General features: G+C 73.2%; 19 protein-coding genes and 1 pseudogene. 9 read left to right on the forward strand and 11 right to left on the reverse strand.

Annotated features, from left to right (window positions below; translation table 11 throughout):
• Positions 1 to 2: 2 nt before the first annotated feature.
• Positions 3 to 899 carry a LysR family transcriptional regulator gene (locus tag JO379_RS12080; RefSeq protein ID WP_209514926.1) on the reverse strand — a complete coding sequence of 299 codons (897 nt, stop codon included), beginning with the start codon at positions 897 to 899 and terminating at the stop codon, positions 3 to 5.
• Positions 900 to 985: 86 nt separating this feature from the next.
• Between JO379_RS12080 and JO379_RS12085 the strand changes: the two genes are divergently transcribed.
• Genes JO379_RS12085 through JO379_RS12095 form a run of 3 tightly spaced genes read left to right on the forward strand, consistent with a single transcriptional unit; the run spans position 986 to position 4390 of the window.
• Positions 986 to 1690 (forward strand): succinate dehydrogenase cytochrome b subunit, encoded by a 705-nt coding sequence (locus JO379_RS12085; RefSeq protein ID WP_130877909.1) that lies wholly within the window; start codon positions 986 to 988, stop codon positions 1688 to 1690.
• Position 1691: 1 nt separating this feature from the next.
• The gene (locus JO379_RS12090; protein WP_130877910.1) at positions 1692 to 3638 is read left to right on the forward strand and encodes a fumarate reductase/succinate dehydrogenase flavoprotein subunit; all 1947 of its coding nucleotides are present in this window, start codon (positions 1692 to 1694) and stop codon (positions 3636 to 3638) included.
• A complete protein-coding gene (locus JO379_RS12095; protein WP_209514929.1) occupies positions 3635 to 4390 on the forward strand; it encodes a succinate dehydrogenase/fumarate reductase iron-sulfur subunit in 756 nt (251 codons plus the stop codon). Before JO379_RS12090 ends, JO379_RS12095 begins: the two co-directional genes overlap by 4 nt.
• A gap of 12 nt (positions 4391 to 4402) precedes the next feature.
• Here JO379_RS12095 and JO379_RS12100 read toward each other — a convergent pair whose 3' ends face one another.
• From JO379_RS12100 to JO379_RS12110, 3 genes are read right to left on the reverse strand one after another with little or no spacing between them, the layout of a single operon-like run.
• Entirely contained in the window at positions 4403 to 4624 is a 222-nt protein-coding gene (locus JO379_RS12100) for a hypothetical protein (protein WP_130877912.1), read from the reverse strand.
• A gap of 54 nt (positions 4625 to 4678) precedes the next feature.
• Positions 4679 to 5359 (reverse strand): lipoprotein, encoded by a 681-nt coding sequence (locus JO379_RS12105; protein ID WP_130877913.1) that lies wholly within the window; start codon positions 5357 to 5359, stop codon positions 4679 to 4681.
• A 45-nt stretch (positions 5360 to 5404) separates the two neighbouring features.
• Positions 5405 to 5596 carry a hypothetical protein gene (locus tag JO379_RS12110; RefSeq protein ID WP_207303905.1) on the reverse strand — a complete coding sequence of 64 codons (192 nt, stop codon included), beginning with the start codon at positions 5594 to 5596 and terminating at the stop codon, positions 5405 to 5407.
• Between the two features lie 123 nt (positions 5597 to 5719).
• On the opposite strand from JO379_RS12110, the gene JO379_RS12115 reads away from it, so the two are divergent.
• Positions 5720 to 6652 carry an aminoglycoside phosphotransferase family protein gene (locus JO379_RS12115; protein WP_130877914.1) on the forward strand — a complete coding sequence of 311 codons (933 nt, stop codon included), beginning with the start codon at positions 5720 to 5722 and terminating at the stop codon, positions 6650 to 6652.
• A 75-nt stretch (positions 6653 to 6727) separates the two neighbouring features.
• Positions 6728 to 8908, forward strand: coding sequence for an FUSC family protein (locus JO379_RS12120; RefSeq protein WP_130877915.1), 2181 nt, complete (start codon positions 6728 to 6730; stop codon positions 8906 to 8908).
• A gap of 22 nt (positions 8909 to 8930) precedes the next feature.
• Here JO379_RS12120 and JO379_RS12125 read toward each other — a convergent pair whose 3' ends face one another.
• Positions 8931 to 9530 carry a TetR/AcrR family transcriptional regulator gene (locus tag JO379_RS12125; RefSeq protein WP_130877916.1) on the reverse strand — a complete coding sequence of 200 codons (600 nt, stop codon included), beginning with the start codon at positions 9528 to 9530 and terminating at the stop codon, positions 8931 to 8933.
• A 97-nt stretch (positions 9531 to 9627) separates the two neighbouring features.
• Here JO379_RS12125 and JO379_RS12130 point away from each other — a divergent pair, with 97 nt between their 5' ends.
• The 4 genes and pseudogenes from JO379_RS12130 to JO379_RS12145 form a co-directional block, all read left to right on the forward strand.
• Positions 9628 to 10155, forward strand: a complete 528-nt coding sequence (locus JO379_RS12130) for a PH domain-containing protein (protein WP_209514931.1) — start codon at positions 9628 to 9630, stop codon at positions 10153 to 10155.
• Complete coding sequence (locus JO379_RS12135) at positions 10152 to 11717, forward strand: PH domain-containing protein (RefSeq protein WP_209514932.1); 1566 nt, start codon at positions 10152 to 10154, stop codon at positions 11715 to 11717. The genes JO379_RS12130 and JO379_RS12135 overlap by 4 nt, the downstream gene beginning before the upstream one ends.
• A gap of 313 nt (positions 11718 to 12030) precedes the next feature.
• Positions 12031 to 13773 carry a sigma-70 family RNA polymerase sigma factor gene (locus JO379_RS12140; protein ID WP_307841967.1) on the forward strand — a complete coding sequence of 581 codons (1743 nt, stop codon included), beginning with the start codon at positions 12031 to 12033 and terminating at the stop codon, positions 13771 to 13773.
• Between the two features lie 384 nt (positions 13774 to 14157).
• Positions 14158 to 16254, forward strand: a pseudogene (locus JO379_RS12145) (MMPL family transporter); the annotation flags it as partial.
• A 96-nt stretch (positions 16255 to 16350) separates the two neighbouring features.
• On the opposite strand, the gene JO379_RS33195 reads toward JO379_RS12145, so the two are convergent.
• The 6 genes from JO379_RS33195 to JO379_RS12170 all read right to left on the reverse strand — a co-directional run bounded on the left by JO379_RS33195 (position 16351) and on the right by JO379_RS12170 (position 24535).
• On the reverse strand, positions 16351 to 17637 hold the full coding sequence (locus tag JO379_RS33195) for a cytochrome P450 (RefSeq protein WP_245381449.1): 1287 nt from the start codon (positions 17635 to 17637) through the stop codon (positions 16351 to 16353).
• An 87-nt stretch (positions 17638 to 17724) separates the two neighbouring features.
• Positions 17725 to 19074, reverse strand: coding sequence for a S28 family serine protease (locus tag JO379_RS12150; protein WP_130877921.1), 1350 nt, complete (start codon positions 19072 to 19074; stop codon positions 17725 to 17727).
• 109 nt (positions 19075 to 19183) lie between these two features.
• Positions 19184 to 20677, reverse strand: coding sequence for a CoA-acylating methylmalonate-semialdehyde dehydrogenase (locus JO379_RS12155; protein ID WP_209514934.1), 1494 nt, complete (start codon positions 20675 to 20677; stop codon positions 19184 to 19186).
• Between the two features lie 15 nt (positions 20678 to 20692).
• The gene (gene iolD / locus JO379_RS12160) at positions 20693 to 22567 is read right to left on the reverse strand and encodes a 3D-(3,5/4)-trihydroxycyclohexane-1,2-dione acylhydrolase (decyclizing) (protein WP_209514935.1); all 1875 of its coding nucleotides are present in this window, start codon (positions 22565 to 22567) and stop codon (positions 20693 to 20695) included.
• Positions 22564 to 23496 carry a 5-deoxy-glucuronate isomerase gene (gene iolB, locus JO379_RS12165; RefSeq protein ID WP_130877924.1) on the reverse strand — a complete coding sequence of 311 codons (933 nt, stop codon included), beginning with the start codon at positions 23494 to 23496 and terminating at the stop codon, positions 22564 to 22566. Before iolB ends, iolD begins: the two co-directional genes overlap by 4 nt.
• A 157-nt stretch (positions 23497 to 23653) precedes the next feature.
• Entirely contained in the window at positions 23654 to 24535 is an 882-nt protein-coding gene (locus JO379_RS12170; RefSeq protein WP_209514936.1) for a Cgl0159 family (beta/alpha)8-fold protein, read from the reverse strand.
• Position 24536: the final 1 nt, after the last annotated feature.

A 24536-nucleotide genomic window follows, 5' to 3' on the forward strand; every position in this document is an offset into this window, starting at 1 on the left:
CGTCACCCCTCCGGCTCCGCCGCCAGGTGCTCCAGCAGCACCCGCCGCAGCTCGCGTGCCGCGCGGGGCGGGGTCGCGTCCTTGCGGTGGGCGATGGCGATCGTGCGGCGCATGCGGGGGTCGTCGAAGGGGGTGACGCGCAGGCCCGAGCGGGCCGCGACCATGCCGGGGACGACGGCGAGGCCGAGGCCCGCGCGGACGAAGCCGAGGACCGCGTCCATCTCGCCGCCCTCGACGGTGAACGAGGGGTCGAAGCCGGCCGCGCGGCAGGCAGCCGTGGTGATCTCCCGCAGGTCGTAGCCGCGGCGGAACATCACCATCGGCAGTTCCCGCAGGTCCGCCACCTTCAGCGCCCGGCGCCGGGTCGGGGCGGGTGAGGCGGGGTCGGAGACGGCGACCAGGTCCTCGTGGAGGAGTTCGGTGGTCGCGAGGGCCGGGGCGCCCACGGCCAGCGGGGTGATGATCAGGGCCAGGTCGAGTCCGCCGGCGGCGAGGGTGCGGACGAGGTCCCGCGAGCCGCCCTCGTCGATGAGGAGCTCGATGCCGGGGTAGCGGGCGTGGTACGTGCGCAGCACGTCCGGCACCAGGCTCGCGCACAGGCTGGGCGGCGCGCCGAGGCGGACCCGGCCCCGGCGCAGCCGGGCGACCTCCTGGACCTCGCGGTGCGCGGTCTCGGTGTCGGCGAGGATCCGCCGGGCGAGCGGCAGCAGTGCCTCGCCCGCGTCGGTGAGCGTGATGTTGCCCCGGGCGCGGTGGAAGAGCTCGGCGCCCAGCTCCCGTTCCAGGGCGCGGATCTGCTGGGAGAGCGACGGCTGGGCGACGTGCAGCGCCTCCGCGGCCCGGGTGAAGTGCCGGACCTCGGCGACCGTGGCGAAGTAGCGGAGCTGCTGGAGTTGCACGCGTCCAGCATAGATAGGCACTGCCTATGGAAACCAGGTCCACCATGTCTTGGACGGATGGAGAGCGGCTGCCTAGCGTCGGACCCATGGCACTGGCGACCCGGACGGAGCGGCCTCCGTCCCTCATCGGCACCGTGTGGCACTCGACCGTCGGCAAGAAGGCGGTCATGGCCGTCACCGGTTTGATCATGCTGGCGTACCTGGTCGCCCACATGATGGGCAATCTGAAGGTCTTCTTCGGGGCCGGGGAGTTCAACCACTACGGGCACTGGATCCGCACCGTCGGCGAACCGTTCCTGCACCGGGAGTGGTTCCTGTGGGCGGCGCGGGTGGCGCTCAGCGTCTCCGTCGTCCTGCACGGCGTGGCCGCGTACCAGCTCAGCCGCCGCGACCGCGCCGCCCGCCCGGTGAAGTACCGGCACACGCCGCGGCGCGCGAGCTACGCGACCCGCACGATGCGCTGGGGCGGGGTGATCCTCGCCCTGTTCATCGTCTGGCACATCCTCGACCTCACCACCCTCACCGTGAACCCCAACGCCCAGCAGGGCCGCCCGTACGAGAACCTCGTCGCGTCCTTCGACCGGCCGGCCGTCACGGCCTTCTACATCGTCGCCGTGCTCGCCCTCGGTCTGCACATCCGGCACGGCTTCTGGAGCGCCGCGCAGACCCTCGGCGCCGGCTCGCCGCGCCGCGACCGCGCGCTGAAGTTCCTGGCCAACGCCCTGGCAGCCCTGCTGACCTGTGGTTTCCTCGCCCCGCCCGTGGGCGTCCTGACGGGAGTCGTGAGCTGAGATGTCCGAATACCTGGACTACGGTGTCGGCGCGCCCGTCACCGACACCAAGGCCCCCGAGGGCCCGATAGCCGAGCGCTGGGACCGCCGCCGCTTCGACGCCAGGCTCGTCAACCCCGCCAACCGGCGCAAGCACACCGTGATCGTCGTCGGCACCGGTCTCGCGGGCGGCGCGGCGGGGGCCACACTGGCCGAACAGGGCTATCGCGTGGTGCAGTTCTGCTACCAGGACTCGCCGCGCCGCGCCCACTCCATCGCCGCCCAGGGCGGCATCAACGCCGCCAAGAACTACCGCAACGACGGCGACTCCATCCACCGGCTCTTCTACGACACCGTCAAGGGCGGCGACTTCCGCGCCCGCGAGTCCAATGTGCACCGCCTCGCCCAGGTCTCCGTCGAGATCATCGACCAGTGCGTGGCCCAGGGCGTGCCCTTCGCCCGCGAGTACGGCGGGCTGCTGGACACCCGCTCCTTCGGCGGCGTCCAGGTCTCCCGCACCTTCTACGCCCGTGGCCAGACCGGGCAGCAACTGCTGCTCGGCGCGTACCAGGCGCTCACCCGGCAGATCGCGGCGGGCGGCGTCGAGATGCACCCGCGCACCGAGATGCTCGACCTGATCGTCATCGACGGCCGGGCACGCGGCATCGTCGCCCGGGACCTGGTCACGGGCGAGGTCTCCAGCTACTTCGCGGACGCCGTGGTGCTGGCCTCCGGCGGTTACGGCAACGTCTTCTACCTCTCCACCAACGCCAAGAACTCCAACGCCACGGCCGCCTGGCGGGCCCACCGGCGCGGCGCGTACTTCGCCAACCCCTGCTTCACCCAGATCCACCCCACCTGCATCCCGCGCTCCGGTGACCACCAGTCCAAGCTGACGCTGATGAGCGAGTCGCTGCGCAACGACGGCCGCATCTGGGTGCCGAAGGCGAAGGGCGACACCCGGCCCGCCGCGCGGATCCCCGAGGACGAGCGCGACTACTACCTGGAGCGGATCTACCCCGCCTTCGGCAATCTCGTCCCGCGCGACATCGCCTCCCGCGCCGCGAAGAACGTCTGCGACGAGGGCCGTGGCGTGGGTCCGGGCGGGCAGGGCGTCTACCTCGACTTCGCCGACGCGATCGCCCGGATGGGCCGCAAGGCCGTCGAGGAGAAGTACGGCAACCTCTTCGAGATGTACGAGCGGATCACCGCCGAGAACCCGTACGAGGTGCCGATGCGCATCTATCCGGCGATCCACTACACGATGGGCGGCCTCTGGGTCGACTACGACCTCCAGAGCACCGTCCCCGGTCTCTTCGCGATCGGCGAGGCCAACTTCTCCGACCACGGCGCCAACCGGCTCGGCGCCTCGGCCCTCATGCAGGGCCTGGCCGACGGCTACTTCGTCCTGCCCGCCACCATCAACGACTACCTCGCCCGCCACCCGCACGAGCCGGTCGACCCCGGGCACCCGGCGGTCACCGAAGCCGTCACCGACGTCACCACCCGGCTGCGGCGCCTGCTGGAGAACGACGGCGACCGCACCCCCGACTCCTTCCACCGCGAGCTGGGCGAGCTCCTGTGGGACGAGTGCGGCATGGCCCGCACCGACAGCGGACTGCGCAAGGCGCTGGGCCGCATCCCGTCGCTGCGCGAGGAGTTCTGGCGGCGGATCAAGGTCCCGGGCACGGGCGAGCAGCTCAACCAGTCGCTGGAGAAGGCGAACCGGATCGTCGACTACCTGGAGCTCGCCGAGCTGATGTGCCTGGACGCCCTGCACCGCACGGAGTCCTGCGGCGGCCACTTCCGTGAGGAGAGCGCGACGCCGGAGGGCGAGGCGGCGCGCAAGGACGAGGAGTTCGCCTACGCGGCGGCGTGGGAGTTCACGGGCACGGGCACCGCGCCCGTGCTCCACAAGGAAGAGCTGCGTTTCGAGTACGTCCACCCCATCCAGCGGAGTTACGCATGAAACTCACCCTGCGCATCTGGCGCCAGGCCGGACCCGACTCCGCCGGTGTTATGACCCGTTACGAGGTCACGGGCATCTCCCCGGACATGTCCTTCCTGGAGATGCTCGACCACCTCAACGAGGAGCTGATCCTCTCCGGTGACGAGCCCGTCGCCTTCGACCACGACTGCCGTGAGGGCATCTGCGGCGCCTGCGGCATGGTCATCAACGGCCAGGCGCACGGTCCCGAGCGGACCACCACCTGCCAGCTCCACATGCGGCACTTCCAGGACGGCGACACGGTCGACGTCGAACCGTGGCGGGCGTCGGCCTTCCCGGTGGTCAAGGACCTGGTCGTCGACCGCTCGGCCTTCGACCGCGTCATCGGTGCCGGCGGCTATGTCTCGGTCCCCACCGGTGCCGCGCCCGAGGCCCATGCCACGCCCGTCCCGAAGCCCGTCGCGGACCTCGCCTTCGAGCACGCCGAGTGCATCGGCTGCGGCGCGTGCGTCGCGGCCTGCCCGAACGGCTCGGCGATGCTCTTCACGGCGGCGAAGGTGGTGCACCTGAACGTGCTCCCGCAGGGTGCCCCGGAGCGGGAGTCGCGCGTGCTGGACATGGTCGGCGCGATGGACGACCAGAGCTTCGGCGGCTGCACGAACACCGGCGAATGCGCGACGGCCTGCCCGAAGGGCATCCCGCTGTCGTCGATCGCGACGATGAACCGGGAGTACCTGCGGGCGACGCTCAAGGGCGGGGCACGGCGCGGGTGACCGCGTCGGCGGTCACCGCACGGTGCCCGGGGGCCGGTACACCTCGGGCGGCGGAGGCGGGTCGGGGAAGTCGAGGTCGACGTCGGCGGAGTAGCTGTCCCGGGTGGGACGCGGCTTCACCGTCTCGTCGACCTCGAACGCACCTATGACCGCGAAGGCCACCGCGACCACGACGGCGGCGAGCAGGAGGGTGGCTCCGACTCCCCACAACGCACTCGGGGCCTTCCGCTTCACATACGCTCCTCAGCTTGCGTCCGTCCGGCTCGTCAGACGCTTTTGAGGATAGGTTCAGGAGGCGGGGAGCAGGGTCTTCTTGGCCAGTTCGTAGGCCGGGAGCATGTCCTTGTACTCGCCGCCGTCGAACGCGGTGAGGTGCAGGACGACCGTGCCCTTCGGGGTCGTCACCGCGAGGGCGCGCTGCGGCGACGGCTCGTCCAGCAGCGGGCTCGACTCCTTGTACGTGACCTCCGCGGCGGTCAGGCCGCCGACCTTGGTCTCGCTGAATTCCTGCTCGCTGACGCGCTTCTCCTCGGCCATGAACGCGTCCAGGACCTGGCGCGGCGACTTGTCGGTCCGCCCCGCGGTCCACACCCGCATATTGCCGAGCAGGCCCGCCGGCTTGGCGTCGACCACGCAGGCAGCCGTGACCGACGTGCGGTCGTTGAGCTTGGCCAGCATCCTGGCGTCCTCGGCGGACGACGCCGCGGGCTTCCACCCCTTCGCCACCTCGAACGACACCGGGAGCTCGCAGGCCGTGCCGGCGGTACCGATCCGGGCCGAGTCCTTCTTCCCGACGGTCTTTCCGGCGTCCTTCTTCCCGGAGTCCTGCCCGGTGCCCTTCTCGGTTTCCTTCGCCGCGCCGGCCGAGGCCTTGGCGGAGTCGCCGCTCTTTCCGTCAGCGGACGAGCAGCCGGTGAGCATGCCGACCGAGAGCACCGCGGTCGCCGCAGCCCACGTGAGTTTGCGCATCTGTTCTGTCCTCGCCAAAGTCGAATCAACCGCGCAAATTTAGCCTTACGGGGTCGGCGCGCCCAAACGGCTTTTCCGGCGCCCGTCACCGCGGTCCAGATCACGGGCGGGATGCGCGCGGCGCAGACCGTTCTCGCGCAGGGCGCGGCGGTCCTCGGCGGTGTCGTACATGAGCTGGGTGTGGAAGTGGTTCACGTGCTCCAGCACGGCGAACAGCGCGAAGCAGAGCCCCGGCACGCTTCCGCTCCCGGGATCGCCGGCCCTCGCCCACAGGGTGACCCGCGGACGCCCGCGCCGAGGCGGTCCGGGCCTGCGGAAACCCCGTCGACACCGTGCCGCTCCCGCGGGCAGGATCGTTGCATGGCGAACCCGAACACACTCAGCAAGCGTGCCGAGGAGGCCGTGGGCCTCGCGACCCGGGCCGGGAAGCGGCTCGGTCTGCGGGCGGACGACCCGCGCGTGCTGCACGACGTCTTCAACGTACTGGTTCATCTCGCGCCGGATCCGGTGGTGGTGCGCGTCCCGACGCTCGCGCTCGCGTCCGTGGCGGAGCAGGCGGCCAAGCAGCGCCACGAGCTCGCCGTGGCGGGGTGGCTGGCCGACAGCGGGGCCCCGGTCGTGCGGCCCAGTCCGCTGGTGCCGCGTGAACCCGTCGCGTTCGAGGGCAGGTCGCTGACGTTCTGGGAGTTCGTCAGTGAGGCGGACGCCGACGGGGAGCGGACACTGGAGGAACGCTTCGCCGAGCAGACGGGCTGGGCCGCCCGGTTGCACGGTCTGCTGGCCGGGTATCCCGGCGAGCCGCTGCCGACGCTGTCGCCCCTGGTGCCTGCCCTGAAGCCGGCGCTCGCCGAGCTGGCGAAGCGGCCGCAGTCGCTCACGACGGCGGAGCTGGACCGGGCCGAGCGGGAGTACGCGGTCCTCGAAGCGCTCGTGGGCGACCTTCCGGCGTACTTCCCCGGTGCCCGCGTGCAGACGCTGCACGGTGACTCGCCGTCCTACAACGTCCTGCGGACCGCCGACGGCTATGTGTTCAACGACTTCGAGGACGTCACGCGCGGGCCCGTGGAGTGGGACCTGACGCTCGTCGGCCCGCGCGGGATCGAGGCCTACGAGCGTGCGAGCGGCACCCGGGTGGACCGGGCCCTCCTGGACGTCATGGAGGGCGCGCGGATGCTCCAGGTGGTGGGTGCCCTGGCGCTCGTGCCGCGCATGCCGGAGCTCGGCGCGATGCTGGAGCCCGTCGTCGAGCAGTGGCGTGCCCGGGCCCCGCTGTCCCTGCCCGGCCTCGCCTGAGGGCCCCGTAAGGCAGCGCAAACAAACGGTCGGTCACATTCCGTTTGGCTGCGGTCAGGACCGTAAGCTCGGGGCATGACCTGGTCGAAGGCGCTGAAGGACACCGTCCGCACCGGGCTGACGGTCGAGCGGACCAAGTTGGAGCCGCTGGTCGCGGTGCGGGGCGCGGCCGGGGTGGCGATCGTCATCGGGGTCGTGCTGTGGCTCGCCACGCCGACGCTGGCGGTGTCGTCGGCGTTCGGGGCGTTCGCCTCCGCGCTGGTGACCTTCCAGCGGTCCTGGCGGCCACGGCCCGTGCTGGCGCTCGCGGTGGCGGCGGGGCTCGCGATCAGTACGTTCCTGGGGTACATGGCCGCCGCCGACCATCTCGCGTTCGCGGTGCTGCTGGCCGTCTGGACGCTGTTCGCGGGGATGGCGTGGGCGGTCGGGCCGGTGTCGGGGATGGTCGCGACGCAGACCGTCGCGGTCATGCTCATCACCGTCACGCTGCCCACGTCCGTCGCGGGAGCGCTGCTGCACGCCGGGATCATCGTCTGCGCGGGCGTGGTCCAGGCCGCGCTCATCGTCCTCTTCCCCATCAGACCCTGGGGCCTCCAGCGCGACGCGCTCGCGGACGCGCTGGCCGCCGAGGCGGACTACGCGCGCCGGCTGCGGCACGACCCGGTGGCGCGGTTCGACGCGCAGCCGCTGATGGACGCCCGCAGCGCCGCCGAACTCACCCCCCGCCAGGCCCGGAACCGCCCCCGCCAGTTGGGCGGGCCGCGCGGGGTCGCCGAGCGGCTGCGGCCGGTGCTGGCCTCGCTGGCCGACCCCGTCGTGGGGGCGCCCGCCGAGGGGCCGGAGCGGGATCACGTACGGGATCTGCTGGCCGCCGCCGCGACGGTGCTGGACGCGGTGGCGCGGTCGATCCGGTGGGGCAGGCCGGTGCGGCTGCCGCCGGAGGTGATGGCGGTCCTGGAAGGGGCCGAGTCCGGTTCGATGCTGACCGGGCCCGCCCGCCGCTCGGCGCTGCGGCTGATCGCGCTGCTCGCGGACGCCGTGGAGGCCACCGACGAGCCCGTCAAGGAGGCCCCGCCCGCCAACGGGGACCGCCCGCCGAAGCCGGCCAAGGGCTCACTCAAGGGATCGCTCAAGGGCTCACTCCTCAAGGGCTCCACGAACTCCCGGGAGAAGGAGCCGTACCGCCATCTGCTGCGGCCCACCGTCCCCCGGCTGGTGCCGGTGGGGCTGCGGGCGCTGCGGCGGGAGGCGCGCTGGTCGTCGGCGATCGGGCGGCACGCGGTGCGGGTCGCGGCGGTCTCGCTGGCCGGGTACGCGCTGGGCAGCGCGTTGCCGCTGGGGCACGGTTACTGGGCGCCGATGACGTCGGTGATGGTCATGCGGCCGGACTTCGGCCAGACCTATTCGCGCGGCGTCGCGCGCTTCGTCGGGACGCTGGTCGGGGTGTTCGTCGGCGGCCTGGTGATGGCCCTGGCCCACCCCGGTCCGTGGGTGTGCGCGGCGCTCGCCGTGGTCTGCATCGGGCTGATGTATCTGCTGATGCGCACGGGTTACAGCGTGGCCTCGGCGTGCATCGCCGCGTATGTCGTCTTCCTGCTCGGCATCGCGGGCGAGGGCTGGTCGCAGACCGTGGAGGAGCGGGTGATCCTGACCCTGCTGGGCGGGCTGCTCGCGATGGCCGCGTACGCGCTCTTCCCGGCCTGGGAGACGCCCAAGCTGCGCGACCGGCTCGCGGACTGGCTGGCCGCCAACGGCCGGTACTCCCTCGCGGTCCTCGACGCGTTCGCCCGGCCCGCCGACCGCAAACCGCGCCGGGTGCGCGAGGCGCTGCTGGACGCCCGGGCCGCACGCCAGGCCTGGGACGACGCGGTCGCCCGCGCGCAGCGGGAGCCCGTGCGCCACCGGGGGATCTCGCGCAGCGCGGAGCGGGGCGCGGAGGCGGCGCTGGCCACGATGGGGCGGACGGCGATGCTGATGGAGGCGCACCTCCCGGACCGGGACGCCAGCCCGTCGAAGGAGGCCGAGGACTTCGCGGCGGCCCTGCGCGCGGCCCTGCCGGAGGCGGTCTCGGCCGTCCGGGAGCGGCGGGAGCTGGACTGGTCGGGTCCCCTCCAGGCGTACGCCGCGTGGCAGGCGCGGGTGGGCGACGAGGGGGTGGCGGTGCGTGCCGCCGAGCTCCTCGTGGACGCCCTCGACGAACTCGCGGGCGTCCTCTCCCGCGGCCCCGGCGGCCGCAACCGGGCCCGGCGGAAGTAGCCCCGCCGGGCGGCTTGACCGGCTAGGGCGTGAACAGCCGGTCGAGATGCTCGTCCACCAGGTGCAGCGCCTCCGCGCCGGAGACGACCTCCAGCAGGATGTAGCTCGTCAGGCCGTCGAGCAGCGCGATCAGCAGCATGGCCTCGGTGTCGGGAGCCCGGCCGGGGGCGACCTCGCCGCGGGTGATGCCCTCCCGGATCTGGTGGGCGAAGAGGCCGCGCAGGGCGGGGATGCCCTCCTTGGCGTGGCGGCGCAGGCGTTCGTCGTGGACGGCCCGGACGAAGTAGGCGATCTGGACGAGGTTGCCGGTGCGGCTGTTGTCGTCCAGGGGCAGCATCTCCACCGCTGATTCGCGCAGGATGTCGCGCGGGGCCGGGGCCTCGGCCAGGGCGTGGACGCGCTCGCCGATGCGGCGGGCGGCGAGGGCGCTGATGTGGTCGAGGGCGAAGACGAGCATGTCGTCCTTGCTGGAGAAGTAGTGCTGCAACTGCCCCAGCGAGATGCCCGCTTCGGCCGCGACGTCGCGCAGGCTCGCCCCGTCGAGCCCGCGCTCGCACGCGATGCGCCAGAGGGCCTCCGCGATCTTCTGACGGCGTTCCTCATGGTCCACCCGCTTGGGCACGTGGCGCCCCTTCCTCGCTTTTACAGGTCAAGTGTATTGCTATACCTTGGCCGCGGCGATCCAATACGATTGACTTGTAAAAGGGACGGGGGCGGTCATGGCCGAACACCGGCACCACACGCGCGTCAGGCTCCGGCCGCCGCGCAACAGCGTCGATCCCCGCGCCCGGCGCTGGTGGACCGTGCAGTCGCTCGTCACCGTCAGCGGCCCGCTGCTGCTGACCGCCCTGACGCTGGGCGTGCTGTCCCTCCTCTTCTTCCCCGGCGCCCTGCCCTGGCTCGGCCCGCTGCTGCTCGTCGTCCTCGTGCTGCCCGCGCTGGCGTACACGCTGGCCATGCCGGCCTGGCGGTACCGCGTGCACGCCTGGGAGCTGGGGGACACCGCGGTCTACGCCGCGAGCGGGTGGTTCTGGCAGAAGCGCCGGATAGCCCCGCTGTCCCGCGTCCAGACCGTCGACACCGCGCGCGGCCCGATCCAGCAGTACTTCGGCCTCGCGACCGTCACCGTCACCACCGCCTCCACGGCGGGCGACGTGAAGATCGCGGGCCTGTCCGACGCCGATGCCCGGCTGCTGGCCGAGCGCATCACCGCCGCCGCCCGCGCCGTCCCGGGGGACGCCGCGTGACCGGGCGGCACACCGATCGGGACAGGGGCCGGGACACCGCCCGGGACGGGGACGGCTGGCGGTCGCTCGACCCCCGCACCCTCCTCGTGCACTGCGCCTGGCTGGCCGCCCCGCTGGGTTCGCTGGCGCTCACCGCGCTGGCCACCGGCGGCGAACCCGACCCCCGCGGGTGGCTCACCCTCGGGGTCATCGGGGTCGTCTTCGCCGTCATCACCACCGCCGGGTTCGTCACGTGGTCGCGCACCCGCTACCGCGTCACCGACGACTCCCTGGAAGTGCGCACGGGCCTGTTCACCCGGCGGCTGCGGTCGGTCCCGCTGCACCGTGTGCGCAACGTCGACCTGACCGCCAACCCCGTGCAGCGCGTCCTGGGCCTCACGGTCCTGCGGGCGGGCACGGCCGGTTCGGCGGGCGGCCGCAGCGAGCTGTCACTGGACGCCCTGTCCCGGCCCGAGGCCGTGCGGCTGCGGGCCGAACTGCTGGCCCGCGCCGGGGCCGTGAGCGCCCAGGACCCCGTCCTCGCCACCGCCGACCTGCGCCGGCTGCGCTACGCGCCGCTGACGTTCTGGGTCTTCGGAGGTGTCTTCGCCGCCTCGGGTGCCGTGTGGCGGGTGCTCGACGGGATCGGGGTCAAGCCCTGGCGGATCGGCTTCGTCCGCCGGTGGTTCGAGGAGTTCGGCCACAGTGCGCTGTGGCTCACCGTCCCGGCGGCCCTGCTCGCGGTGGTGGCGACCGGCGTGATCGGCTCGGTGCTGCTCTACGCCGAGAACTGGGGACGGTACCGCCTGGAATGGACCGACCGGGAGACCCTCGGCGTCCGCCACGGGCTGCTGACGACCCGTTCCGTCTCCATCGAGCGGGCCAGGCTGCGCGGGGTGGCCCTGCGCGAACCCCTGCTGCTGCGCGCGGGCGGCGGGGCGAGCGTACGGGCGGTCGCCGGCGGTCTCGGCAACCGCGAGGAGAACCGCAAGCGCAGCGCCGTCCTGCCGCCCGCCTCCCGCGCCGAGGCGCTGCGGGTGTGCGCGGGAGTGCTGGGCGAGGAGGTCGAGACGGACGGGCTGCGCCCGCATCCGCGAGCGGCGCTGCGGCGCCGGGTCGTGCGCGCGCTGACGTGGTCCGTCCTGCCGCCGACCGTGGCGCTGGCCGTGCTGGGCTGTCTGCTCACGCCCGTACTGCTGTACTGCGCGGTGGCCTACGCGCTGCTGGCGGCACCGGTCGCCTGCGCGCTCGCGCGCGACGCCTACCGCGCGCTCGGGCACGCGGTGCGGGGCCGCCATCTGGTGGTGCGGTCGGGCACGTTCGGACGGGAGACCGTGACGCTGCGCCGGGACGCGGTGCTGGCGTGGACGTTCTCGGACACGCCGTTCTCCCGCCGGTCCGGGGTGGTCACCGTGACGGCGGGGGTCGCGGCCGGTGAGGACGGATACCGCATCCGGGACATGTCGGCCATGGAGGCGGCGGGGTTCGCGGACACGGCGACGCCGGGGATCGTGACGGAGTTTCTGGACCGGTCGTCGTTCGCCGAACACCCCCGCAACGCACGTGACGAGGCGCGCATATAGGGCACACCGGTGCAGGTGAGACGCACGTGAGGTGCTTCACACCGGGCCCGCGGCGGGCTGATCCAGAGCCCGCCGACGGGCCCGGGCCCGCGCGCCGTCGATCTTCCAGAAACCCGACCTGAGCTGGACGTTCGCCGCGAACCCCCACCCTCCCCCGGCCACCTCGGCCCGCGCGCCGCCACCCGCGCGCACCCGCCGTTTCGATCTTTCCGCCCGAACCGATCTCCACATTCTTGTTATTGGATGAGCGGCTTCGGGTCTCCCATGTGTCGGGACGGCAATCGACTCAGGTGCGGAAAGAGGTGGACGGGGCGTGCAGAGTGACAGCGTGACCGCGGCCGTGATCGAGGCGGCGCGCGCCGGGAACGCCGCCGCGCAGGACGAACTCGTCGCCGCGTACCTGCCGCTGGTCTACAACATCGTCGGCCGCGCGCTGAACGGGCACGCGGACGTCGACGACGTGGTCCAGGAGACCATGCTCCGCATGATCAACGGCCTTGACGGGCTACGGGATCCGGCCTCCTGCCGGTCGTGGCTCGTCGCGATCACGATGAACCAGATACGCAGCCACTGGCGGGACGGACAACGCGAGGAGACCCCCGTGGGCGGACTCCAGGAGGTCGGCCGCGAAGTGCCGGACCCCGGTGCCGACTTCGTCGACCTCACCATCGTGCGACTGGGCCTGTCGGGCCAGCGCCGCGAGGTCGCGGAGGCCACCCGCTGGCTGGACGACGGGGACCGGGACGTGCTGTCCCTGTGGTGGCTGGAGGCCGCGGGCGAGCTGACCCGCGCCGAGGTCGCCGCCGCCCTGGGCCTCTCCCCGCAGCACACCGCCGTGCGCGTCCAGCGCTGCAAGGCCCAGCTCGACGTCGCCCGGGGCGTCGTCCGGGCACTCGCCGCCACCCCGCGCTGCCAGGAGCTCGCCGAACTCGTCGCGCCCTGGGACGGCACCCCCTCCGCGCTGTGGCGCAAGCGCCTCGCCCGGCACACGCGCGGCTGCGCGGGCTGCGGCGGCGCCGGGGGATCCCTGGTCCCCGCCGAGGGGCTGCTCGTCGGCCTCGGCCTGGTGCCCGTCCCGGGCGCCCTGCTCGGGTGGTGGGGCGGCGGCGCCGTGCTCGACACCCAGCCGGCGGCCTTCTCCTCGCCCCCGGACCCCGCCCCGTACACCGACCCCCACACCTCCGTCTTCGCGTCCCCGACACCGGAAACGTCCCCGATACCGAATCAGGCCGCTATGCCGAATCGTTCCTCCATACCCGACTCCCCCCACGGGTCCTCCGCTCCCCGCAGCCACCGCGCCCGCCCCAAGCGCACCGCCGTACGGGCGGGGATCGGGGCCGGGGTGCTCGCCCTCCTCGGCGGCGCCGCCCTGGGCGGCTCGTACCTCTTCTCCGACTCCTCCGAGAACACCGAGCCGACGACCGCGAGCGCCCCCGGCCAGGCCGTGCCCTTCGGGGACCGCACCCCCTCGCCGATCGAGACCGGTGCCTCGGCTTCCGCCAAGCCCTCGCCCTCCCACAGCCCGTCGGCGTCCAAGAAGCCCTCTCCCAAGGCCTCCGCCTCGGCCAAGTCGGCGGCGCCCGAGCCGAGTGCCACGACGTCGAAGCCCAAGCCCGACACCGCCCCGGCCCGCCCGAAGCCCAAGCCGAAGCCGGCGACCGGCAACACGGGCGGCGGCAGCACCGCGCAGCAGGTCGTGGCCCTGGTCAACGAGGAGCGCGCCAAGGCCGGTTGCTCCCCGCTGACGAGCAACGCGCAGCTGACCACGGCCGCCCAGCGGCACTCCGACGACATGGCCGCCCGCGACTACATGGACCACACCAACCCCGACGGCCAGGGCCCGGGCGAGCGGATCACCGCCGCCGGCTACCGCTGGAGCACCTACGGCGAGAACGTCGCCGCCGGTCAGAGCGGTCCGTCGGCCGTCATGGACTCCTGGATGAACAGCTCCGGCCACCGGAAGAACATCCTCAACTGCGCGTTCAAGGAGATCGGCGTGGGCGTCACCTCCGACTCCGGCGGCCCGAAGTGGACCCAGGTCTTCGGCGCACGCTGATCCCCTGGCGCCCCTCCCTTGTGCGTAACGTGGGCACGCCCGGCACCGGCGCTCCCGTAGCGCGCGGAGGCGACCGTTCTCGTATCGCGTCGCTGCCGTCGGCACCCCGGACGTACGGCAGTTCCTCGCCCTGTTCTCCCTGCCGGGCAGGTGCGCGGCGGGTCGGGCACGCGCCGGGGGGAGTGCGGACCTCCCACCGGCGCGTGGGTACCGTCCGGCCGCCGTTGCCGGGAGAGCTCCGGGTTTGCTAGACCGCTGGTGGCGAGGGGCTCTCAGAGCGGCGGCGACCGGCGGTTCTCCGGAGGCGGATGCGGTGACAGGGGCGTGAGGCTCACCCCGCGTGGCGCGTGGGTCGTGCTGCTCCTGGTGTCCCTGTTCGGCTGCGTGGCGGCCATCGGCGCGCTCGGGACCCACGCTCGGCTGGCCCCCGAAGCCATCCTGCCCTCCTCGGCCGAGTCCGTCCGTGCCGAAGCCGTCCTGGTCTCCCGCTTCGGTGCCGGGGAGCCGCACTTGGTGCTGCTCGCCACGGCCTCCGGCTCCGTCGACGAACAGCGGGCCGCCATGTCCGGCCGTGAGCTCACCGACCGGCTCACGGCCGATCCCCGCACCGCCTGGGTGCGGAGTTACTGGCCCCGGCGCCCGGCCGGGCTGCGGACGGCCGACCGGCACCGCGCCCTGGTTCTCGTCCGGTTCCACGGGGACGAACGTGCGGCGCGCGCCGCCGGTGACGACGTCGTCGCCCGGTACACGGGGAGGGCCGGGCCGCTGCGCGTCTCCGCGGCCGGCGGGGTCGCCGTCCTCTCCGAGAGCGACCGCCTCAGCGAGCGGGGGCTGCGCCTGGCCGAGATCGTCGCCATGCCCCTGGTGCTGGTGGTCCTGCTGTGGACGTTCGGCAGCGCGGTCGCGGCGCTGATCCCCGTGGCGGTGGGCGTACTCGCGGTCGTCGGCACCACGGCGTTCCTGCGCCTGCTGACCGAGGTGACCACGGTGTCGGCCTTCGCTCTCAACATCACCACCGCCCTGGGCTTCGGGCTCGCCGTGGACTACTGCCTGTTCCTGGTCAGCCGCTTCCGTGAGGAGCTCGCGCGGGGCGAGGCCACCGGCGCGGCCGTGCGGGCGACGCTCCGGACGGCCGGGCGCGCCGTGACGTTCTCCGGGGCCGTCGTCGCCGTGTGCCTGTGCACGCTGCTCGTCTTTCCCCTCCCCCTGGTCCGGTCGATCGCCTACGGCGGTGTCGCGGTGGTGCTCGCCTCCGTCGCGGGGGTGCTGCTGGTGGTCCCCGCGCTGCTGGTGCTGCTCGGGGAGCGCGTGAACCGCCTGGACGTCTTCGCCCGGCTGCGGCCGCGGGGGAGAACGCTCTCCGCCGAGGGTGCGGGCGCGTGGTACCGGCTGGCCCTGTGGGTGACGAGGAGACCGGCGGCGGTCGCGGTCGGCGTGCTGCTCCTGCTCGGTCTCCTGGCCGCGCCGGCCGCCCTGACGAGGTTCGGCATGTACGGCGACCGGCTGCTTCCGCAGTCCTCCCCGGTCGCCCGGACGTCCCAGGAGGTGCGCGCCGCCTTCGCGGCGACCGTGTCGGACAGACCGTCCGTCGTCCTCCTCGGCCCGCGCGCCACGCGTTCCGCGGAGGTGCTCGACGGGTTCGCCCGTCGCCTGTCCCGCGTCCCGGGTGTACAGCGGGTGGACACGGCCACCGGCTCCTACCGGCAGGGACTGAGGTCGGCGCTGCCGCCCGGTTCGGCGGAACGGTTCACGGCCGACGGCGCCACACGGCTGTCGGTCGTCCCTTCTCCCGTGCGCTCCGCCGGCCCTTCCACCGGGCCCGGGCCGCAGGACGGCCTCACGCCGCAGGGCAGCCGGCTGGCCGCGAGGCTGCGTGCGGTGCCCGCGCCGGCTCCAGTGCTCGTGGGAGGGGCCGGTGCCCGACTCGATGACGTCGAGGGCGTGTTGGCCGGCCGTCTGCCCCCCGCCGTCGGCTTCGCCGCCTCCGCCACCTTCGTGCTGCTCCTGGTGTTCACCCGGAGTCTCCTCATCCCGGCCAAGGCGTTGCTGTTGAACGCCCTGAGCCTGATGGCCACGTTCGGGCTCCTGGTCGCCGTCTTCCAGGAAGGGTGGACGGCCGGTCCGTTCTTCGGTCCGGCGGGCGCGGGGGTCACCGACGTGATCGCTCCGTTGATGTTCTCGGTAGCGTTCGGTCTCTCCATGGACTACGAGATGTTCCTGTTGTCGCGCATCGTCGAGGAACACCGCCGGGGAGCCCCTACGTCGACAGCCGTGGCGACCGGACTCCAGTACAGCGGGCGGCTGTTCACCTCGGCGGCCGTCGTGTTCGCGACCGTGACGGCCTCGCTCGCGCTGTCGGACCTGTTGCACCTTCAGGTCGTCGGCACCGGGCTGGCCGTGGCCGTCCTGCTGGACTGCACCGTCATCCGCGCGCTGCTCGTTCCCGCCGTGATGCAGCTCGTGGGCCGGGCGAACTGGTGGCTGCCCGGGGCGCGGGGGTTCGCGGTCACCCACACGGACAGGGCGGGCCCGGGCCGCGGGGCCTTCGCGCTTCGCCGTCCGCCGGGTGCCGTGCCGTCAGGCCAGCAGGACCGGCAGGGACCGTACCCCGTAGACGATGGAGAGCTCCCGGAAGTCGATCTCGTCCGGCCCGATCGTCAGTCGCGCGGCGGGGAACCGCCTCAGCAGCGCGGGCCAGGCGGCCCGTAGCTGCATCCTCGCCAGTTCGGCACCGATACACCGATGGATGCCGTGGCCGAAGGCCAGATGGGAGACGGCCGGCCGCATCGGGTCGAACTCCGTCGCGCCGGGGGCCGGGGGTCCGGCGCGGTTGGCGGCACTGAGCGAACACAGCACCAGATCTCCCCTGGCCATCCTCACACCCGAGACGACGATGTCCCGCCGGGCGAACCGCGGGAACGCCACCTGGACGACCGAGAGGTGGCGCAGGAGCTCCTCCACCAGTCCGTCGACGGGGATCTCCCCGGCCCGGACCAGGCGGCACAGCGAGGGGTTCCTCAGCAGGACGAGGGAGCCCAGGGCCAGCGTGCTCGCCGTGGTCTCCAGCCCGCCGGTGACCAGTCCGTCGGCCAGCCCGGCGAGCTCCCTGTCCTCGATCTCGTCGCCGTGCTCGCGTACGAGCATGCCGATCAGCCCGTCACCGGGGGACGCCCGTTGTTGCCGCACCAGTTCCGTCAGCTGTGCCATGGCTGCCGACGTGGCGCCGAGCAAGCCGTCCGGTCCGCCGGACGCGTCGAAGTGGGCCACGCTCAGTTCCTGGAACTCCGGGCGGCTCGCGTGCGGAACCCCGAGCAGTTCGCAGATCGTCAGAGCCGGGACGGGCAGTGCGAAGGACCGCACCAGGTCGACGGGGCCCGGTTCGTCCTGCATCGCGTCGAGCCGCGCCTCGATGATCTCGTCGATCACGGGGGCGAGCCTGCCGAGCCGCCGAACCGTGAATTCCGGTGTCAGCAGGCGGCGCAGCCGGGTGTGCTCCGGCGGGTCGCTGAACCCGAGCCCACCGGGATGCCTTCCCGCGTCGACGCCCGCGCCCTCCACCAGCCGGGAGAAGTCACTGCTGAACGCGTCCGCTCCGCCGAGTACCGCCTTGACCTCTTCGCGGCCGGTGACGAGCCAGGCGTTGACACCGAACCATCGGGCCACCCTGGTGACCGGTTCGGCCCCGTGCTCCCGGCCCTGGCCGACGACCGGGTCCAACCCCTCGCGCCGCAGGGCCACCAGGACCGAATCCGGGAGCACCGACCCGGCGGAGCGACCACTGCCGACGACGCCGCGCGTTCTGCGCGCTCGCGCGACGGGGATACGCGCAAGGAGCGAGGCAACGGGGAAGCGGCGACCGCTCATACCAGGACCGTACCGTTCGACCACCCTCCCGAGGGCGGGTCCTGCTCCCGGTTCAACCGAACCGGTGAAGGCGCCAGTACCGCCCGGCTACCGCCCCGCCCACCGGCCGAGCGCGGCCTCGGCGCGGGCGCGGGCGTCGGGCGCCAGGTCCGACAGCCGCGCCCGGTGGTTGGCCGTCGCGGCCTCGACGTAGGCGTCACGGCTGCCGGGGCCGAGCCGGAAGCGTTCGGCCGTGGCCGGGTCGTTGTCGCCGTAGACGAAGAGCAGTTCACTGCCGTGACGGCGCACCCAGCGGTCGATGTCGGCCATCGCGCGCGGCTGGAAGCGCAGCGGAATGTCCCGGGAGACGTAGCTGCGAACGTCCTGGACGCCGGGGTGGCGGAGCAGCCCGTCCAGGTGCGGGGTCCGGTACTGCGGGTAGCCGAGCTGGGTGCCCAACTGGTGGAAGTACGGCGTCAGGGGCGCGAGCACCTGATCGGTGTAGTTCTTGAGACCGGACGTCGCGTCCAGCCACGCGTACAGCTCGTCCGTCGAGGCGGTGGGCGCCGGGACCTGCGCGCACTTCCCGGCGTCGCCGTACTGCCAGAACATCGGCACGGCACGCAGCACGGCGAGTTCGAGCGCCCGGTCCGCGCCGCCGACGGTGGTGAACGTCCGCCCTTCCTTGGCCGCCCACTCGGTGTAGCGGCCGGCCAGCTCCGTGCGCCGCACCAGCGCCTCCCGCTGTGCCGTCTTGAGCGCGGCGCGGCAGGACGGGGTGCCCAGCCGCTCGACGAGCGCGTCGTACGCGGTGTCGTCGCGGTCGTCGGTGTTGTTCGGGGCGGAGTAGGCGACGGTGCCGTTCACGTCCCGCGGGTAGAAGCGGCGGTGGTAGACGGAGGTCATACCGCCCTTGCTGCCGCCGGTGGAGATCCAGGGCCCGCCGTACAGCGCCTTGAGCGCCCGGATCAGCCGGTGGTGGTCGCTCGCTGCCTGCCAGATGTCCAGCGTCGTGTAGTCCACGGCCCCGGACTCCGGCCGGGACGTGCCGAAGTACCGCTGCTCGGTGGAGATCTGGTTGCCGTCGACGAGCCTGGTGGGCTCGGAGCGGAACGCGGGGTCTCCGCCCAGCGCGTAGCCCGTCGTGTACAGCACCATCGGCTGCTGAACGGACTTGTGCAGCAGGGTCAGCCGCTGCTCGAACGTCCCCCGCCCGGGGTGGCGGTGGTCGACGGGCTGCCGGTAGCTCAGCTCGAAGTAGCGGTAGCCGGGGGCGGCGGGCTTCTCGCCGGTCAGCCGCATGCCGGGCACGGCTTCGACCCTGGCCCGGATGTCACCGTCGGGCGTCTCCGGCGTGCGTTCCAGGGCCCCCGCCCGCGCCGTGGGAACCAGCAGCCCGGCGAGCAGGCCGAGGGTGACGAGACGGCGGAGCGTCCGGGTGCGCGTGTGCTTCCTCATGCCCGCCAGTCAACCGGCCGCGTCCGGCCGCCGGACCCCCCGCGCGCGTGAGCGGCCTCCCCCGCGTGGGGGAGACCGCTCAGGCCGGGTCAGGCCGTGTCAGCTCGTGTCAGCGGTGGCTGGGGAAGCCCAGGTCGACGCCGCCGTCCTCGGGGTTGGGCCAGCGGGTGGTGACGACCTTGCCGCGGGTGTAGAAGTGCACGCCGTCGTTGCCGTAGATGTGGTGGTCGCCGAAGATCGAGTCCTTCCAGCCGCCGAAGGAGTGGTAGCCGACCGGCACCGGGATGGGGACGTTGACGCCCACCATGCCCGCCTGGACCTCCAGTTGGAAGCGGCGGGCCGCGCCGCCGTCGCGGGTGAAGATGGCGGTGCCGTTGCCCCACGGCGAGGCATTGATCAGGGCGATGCCCTCCTCGTACGTCGCCGCGCGCAGCACGCACAGGACGGGGCCGAAGATCTCGTCGCGGTAGGCGTCCGCGTCCGTGGAGACCTTGTCCAGGAGGGACAGGCCGATCCAGTGGCCGTCCTCGTAGCCCTCGACGGTGAAGCCGGTGCCGTCGAGGACGACCTCGGCGCCCTGGGCGGCGGCGCCGTGCACGTAGGAGGCGACCTTGTCGCGGTGGGCCTTGGTGATGAGGGGGCCCATCTCGGACGTGGGGTCGTCACCGGGGCCGATCTTGATCTTCTCGGCGCGGTCGCGGATCTTCGCGACGAGCGCGTCGCCCGTGTCGCCCACCGCGACGACCGCCGAGATGGCCATGCAGCGCTCGCCGGCCGAGCCGTAGGCGGCGGAGACGGCCGCGTCGGCGGCGGCGTCGAGGTCGGCGTCGGGCAGGACCAGCATGTGGTTCTTGGCGCCGCCGAGGGCCTGGACGCGCTTGCCGTGGGAGGTGGCCACGCCGTGGATGTGGCGGGCGATGGGCGTGGAGCCGACGAAGGAGACGGCCGCGACGTCCGGGTGTTCCAGGAGCCGGTCGACGGCGACCTTGTCGCCGTGCACGACGTTCAGCACGCCGTCCGGCAGCCCGGCCTCGGCGGCGAGTTCGGCCAGGCGCAGCGCGGCCGAGGGGTCCTTCTCGCTCGGCTTGAGGACGAAGGTGTTGCCGCAGGCGATGGCGAGCGGGAACATCCACATCGGGACCATGGCCGGGAAGTTGAAGGGCGTGATGCCCGCGACGACGCCGAGCGGCTGGCGGATCGAGGCGACGTCCACACCGCCGGACACCTGGGTGGACAGCTCGCCCTTGAGCTGGAGGGTGATGCCGCAGGCCAGCTCGACGATCTCCAGGCCGCGGGCGACCTCGCCGAGCGCGTCGGAGTGCACCTTGCCGTGCTCGGCGGTGATCAGCCCGGCGAGTTCGTCGCGGTGGGCGTCGAGGAGGGCGCGGTAGCGGAACAGCACCGCCGTGCGGGTCGCCAGCGAGGACGTGCCCCAGGTGCCGAACGCGGACTTGGCCGCCGCGACGGCCGCGTCGACCTCCTCGGCGGACGCGAACGCGACCCGGGTGGTGACGGCGCCGGTGGCCGGGTCGGTGACCTGGCCGAACGCGCCGGAGGCACCCTCGACGGACGTGCCGCCGATCCAGTGGTTGACGGTCTTCATCTGCTGCGACCTCTCTTACGTTCCAAGGTAACGGCGGCGGGCGGCGACGTGACGCTCGTAGTCCCGGCGGGCCCTGACGGCCGCCGGGCGGGTCGCGGTCTCGGCGACAGGCACATCCCACCACGCCTGGGCGGGGGGCGCCCCGGACACACTGTCGGCTGTTTCGGTCTCCACATAGACACATGTGGGCCGGTCCGCGGCGCGCGCTTTTACGAGCGCCGTGCGCAGCTCACCGGCCGTGCGGGCGCGCAGCACGTCCATCCCGAGGGAGGCGGCGTTGGCGGCCAGGTCCACGGGCAGCGGGTCGCCGGTGTACGTGCCGTCGGGGGCCCGGTAGCGGTAGGCGGTGCCGAAGCGCTCGCCGCCGACCGCCTCCGAGAGGCCGCCGATGGAGGCGTAGCCGTGGTTCTGGATCAGCACGACCTTGATCGCGACGCCCTCCTGCACGGCGGTGACGAGCTCGGTGGGCATCATCAGGTACGTGCCGTCGCCGACGAGCGCCCACACGGGCCGGTCCGGGGCGGCCAGGCGGACGCCGATCGCGGCCGGGATCTCGTAGCCCATGCAGGAGTAGCCGTACTCCAGGTGGTACTGGCGGCGGGAGCGGGCCCGCCACAGCTTGTGCAGATCGCCGGGGAGCGAGCCCGCCGCGTTGATGATCACGTCCTCGTCGCCGACGACGGCGTCCAGCGCGCCGAGCACCTGGGCCTGGCTGGGCCGGGCGCCGGGGTCACCCACCGCGTAGGCGCGCCCGACCTCCGCTTCCCAGGCGGCCTTCCCGGCGGCGTACTCGGCCTCGTACGAAGCCGGGACCCGGTGTCCGGCCAGGCCCTCGGTGAGTGCCTGGAGCCCGGCACGGGCGTCGGCGACCAGCGGCAGGGCGGCGAGCTTGTGGGCGTCGAAGGAGGTGATGTTGAGGTTGACGAAGCGGACGCCGGGTGCGAAGAGCGTCGCGGAGGCGGTGGTGAAGTCGCTGTAGCGGGTGCCGACGCCGATGACCACGTCGGCGGTGCGGGCCAGTTCGTCGGCGACGGCCGTGCCGGTGTGGCCGATGCCGCCGACGTCCGCGGGGTGGTCGTGGCGCAGCGAGCCCTTGCCCGCCTGGGTCGAGGCGACGGGGATGCCGGTCGCCTCGACGAGCGCGCGCAGGGCGTCCTCGGCCTCGCTGTGGTGGACGCCGCCGCCCGCGACGATCAGGGGCCGCCGGGCGGCCCGCACGGCCGCCACCGCGTCGGCGGTCGCGGCCGGGTCGGGTGCCGGGCGGCGTACGTGCCAGACGCGGTCGGCGAAGAACTCCTCGGGCCAGTCGTAGGCCTCGGCCTGGACGTCCTGGGGCAGGGCGAGCGTGACGGCGCCCGTCTCGGCCGGGTCGGCCAGCACCCGCATGGCCTGGAGGGCGGCGGGGATCAGCGCCTCGGGGCGGGTGATCCGGTCGAAGTACCGCGACACCGGGCGCAGACAGTCGTTGACGGAGACGTCGCCCGCGCCGAGCGGTTCGAGCTGCTGGAGGACGGGGTCGGCGGGCCGGGTGGCGAAGGTGTCGCCGGGGAGCAGCAGGACGGGCAGCCGGTTGACGGTGGCGAGCGCGGCACCGGTGACGAGGTTGGTGGCGCCGGGCCCGATGGAGGTGGTGACGGCGTGCGCGGCGAGCCGGTCGCGCTGACGGGCGTAGCCGACGGCGGCGTGCACCATGGCCTGTTCGTTGCGGCCCTGGAGGTAGGGCAGGGCGCCCTCGGACTCCAGCAGCGCCTGCCCGATGCCGGCGACGTTGCCGTGACCGAAGATCCCCCAGCAGGCGTCGATCAGCCGCTGCCGCCGGCCGTCGCGCTCGGTGTACTGGTGGGCGAGGAAGGTGACGAGGGCCTGCGCGACCGTGAGCCGTCGGGTCATCGGGCTTCTCCCTGGGCGGGTTCCTGGCGGGCGGGTTCTTCCCGGATGGGTTCTTCCCGGGCGGGGTAGAGGGGCAGACGCGGGTCCACGGGCTGCTCGGGCCAGGTGCCGCGGATCCAGGCGTGGTCGGGGTGGTCGCAGATCAGCCACTCCCGCTCGGCACCCGGCCCGGCCATCACGTTGAGGTAGTACATGTCGTGGCCGGGCGCGGCCATGGACGGGCCGTGCCAGCCGTCGGGGATCAGCACGGCGTCACCGCTGCGGACCTCGGCGAGGACGTCGGTCCCCCGCTCCCGCGACGGCGACACCCGTTGGTAGCCGAGGCCGGTGTCGCCGCCGGCGATCTCGAAGTAGTAGATCTCCTCCAGCTCCGACTCCAGGCCGGGGCGGTGCTCGTCGTGCTTGTGCGGCGGGTAGGAGGACCAATTGCCGCCGGGGGTGAGCACTTCGACGGCGATGAGCCTGTCGCACGCGAAGACGCCCGCGGCGGCGAAGTTGTTGACCTGCCGGGAGCAGTTCCCGGTGCCGCGCAGCTCGACGGGCACGCCGGAGGCGGGCCCGTAGCGGGCGGGCAGCCGGCGCTCGCAGCGCGCCCCGGTGAGCGCGAAGCGGCCGCCGGCCGGGGAGGTGACGGTGGCGCGCGCGTCACGCGGCAGGTAGGCGAAGTCGGTGACGGCGGCGAACACGCTGTCGCGGCCGTGGAGTTCGAAGGTCTCACCGCTGTCGGTGGCGACCGTGCAGCCGCCGCTGAGGGGCAGCACGATCCATTCGCTGTCACCGGTGGGGAAGGTGTGACTGCCGCCCGGGAGCAGGGTCAGGATGCGCAGGGAGGAGTAGCGCCAGCCGGCGCGGCCGGGGGTGACGTCCACTGCGTAGGGGCCGTCGCCGGTCGCCGTGCCGGCGGGGAGGTGGTGCTTCGCGGAGGTCATACGGTCCTCGTCTCGTCACTGCCGACCGCGCTGCGCGCGGTGTCCTCAATCGCCGGACGGGCTTGAAAAGCAAGCCCGTCCGGCGATTGAGGACCGGGGCTCGGGGCAGAGCCCCGGTTACGGGAAGGGGCGGGGCTGGGGAAGGTCTCTCGGCCCGTCACAGCAACCCCACCGCGGTGTCGACAGCAGACACAACATCCCCGTCTCCGGGGTACAGCAGAGCCCTTCCCACCACCAGCCCCAAAACCGTCGGCAGACGAAGCGCCGCCCGCCACCTCTCGTACGCCGCGTCCTGGTCGTCGCCCACGTCGCCGCCGAGCAGGACGGCCGGGAGGGTGGAGGTCTCCATCACCCTCGCCATGTCGTCGGCGTCGTCGGTGACGGGCACCTTGAGCCAGGTGTAGGCGGAGGTGCCGGCCAGACCGGAGGCGATGGCGATGGACTTGGTGACCGCCTCGGCGCTCAGGTCGTTGTGGACCTTGCCCGCGACGCGCCGGGAGAGGAAGGGTTCGACGAACACGGGCAGCCGGTGGGCGGCCATGTCGTCGATGGCGCGTGCGGTGGCGACCATCGTGCTCAGCGAGCCGGGGTCGTCGTAGTCGATGCGCAGCAGCAGCTTGCCCGCGTCGAAGCCGAGCCCGGCCAGGTCGGCGGCGCGGTGGCCGGTGAAACGGTCGTCCATCTCGAAGGCCGCGCCGGCGAGACCGCCGCGGTTCATGGACCCGACGACGACCTTGTGCTCGAGGGCGCCGAGCAGCAGCAGGTCGTCGAGGATGTCGGCGGTGCCGAGGACGCCGTCCACGCCGGGGCGGGAAAGCGCGAGGCACAACCGTTCCAGCAGGTCGGCCCGGTTGGCCATGGCGTGGGCGCGGTCGCCGACGGCGAGGACGCCGCGCGCGGTGTGGTCGGCGGCGATGATCAGGAGCCGGCCGCTGTCGCCGACCAGCGGGCGGCGGGCCCGGCGGGCCGCCGCCTCGGCGACGGCCTCGGGCTGCCGGCTCCGCACCTTCACGAGGTCGGAGATTCCGATGGTGCTCACG

The sequence above is a fragment of the Streptomyces syringium genome (assembly GCF_017876625.1).
GTDB lineage: Bacteria > Actinomycetota > Actinomycetes > Streptomycetales > Streptomycetaceae > Streptomyces > Streptomyces syringius.

Excerpts from the sequence above, each read along its gene's own strand:
- JO379_RS12155 (WP_209514934.1), bottom strand. The coding sequence starts at position 20,677 with ATGAAGACCGTCAACCACTGGATCGGCGGCACGTCCGTCGAGGGTGCC.
- JO379_RS12095 (WP_209514929.1), top strand. The coding sequence starts at position 3,635 with ATGAAACTCACCCTGCGCATCTGGCGCCAGGCCGGACCCGACTCCGCC.
- JO379_RS12105 (WP_130877913.1), bottom strand. The coding sequence starts at position 5,359 with ATGCGCAAACTCACGTGGGCTGCGGCGACCGCGGTGCTCTCGGTCGGC.
- JO379_RS33195 (WP_245381449.1), bottom strand. The coding sequence starts at position 17,637 with ATGAGCGGTCGCCGCTTCCCCGTTGCCTCGCTCCTTGCGCGTATCCCC.
- JO379_RS12130 (WP_209514931.1), top strand. The coding sequence starts at position 9,628 with ATGGCCGAACACCGGCACCACACGCGCGTCAGGCTCCGGCCGCCGCGC.
- JO379_RS12085 (WP_130877909.1), top strand. The coding sequence starts at position 986 with ATGGCACTGGCGACCCGGACGGAGCGGCCTCCGTCCCTCATCGGCACC.
- iolB (WP_130877924.1), bottom strand. The coding sequence starts at position 23,496 with ATGACCTCCGCGAAGCACCACCTCCCCGCCGGCACGGCGACCGGCGAC.
- iolD (WP_209514935.1), bottom strand. The coding sequence starts at position 22,567 with ATGACCCGACGGCTCACGGTCGCGCAGGCCCTCGTCACCTTCCTCGCC.
- JO379_RS12150 (WP_130877921.1), bottom strand. The coding sequence starts at position 19,074 with ATGAGGAAGCACACGCGCACCCGGACGCTCCGCCGTCTCGTCACCCTC.
- JO379_RS12090 (WP_130877910.1), top strand. The coding sequence starts at position 1,692 with ATGTCCGAATACCTGGACTACGGTGTCGGCGCGCCCGTCACCGACACC.
- JO379_RS12120 (WP_130877915.1), top strand. The coding sequence starts at position 6,728 with ATGACCTGGTCGAAGGCGCTGAAGGACACCGTCCGCACCGGGCTGACG.
- JO379_RS12115 (WP_130877914.1), top strand. The coding sequence starts at position 5,720 with ATGGCGAACCCGAACACACTCAGCAAGCGTGCCGAGGAGGCCGTGGGC.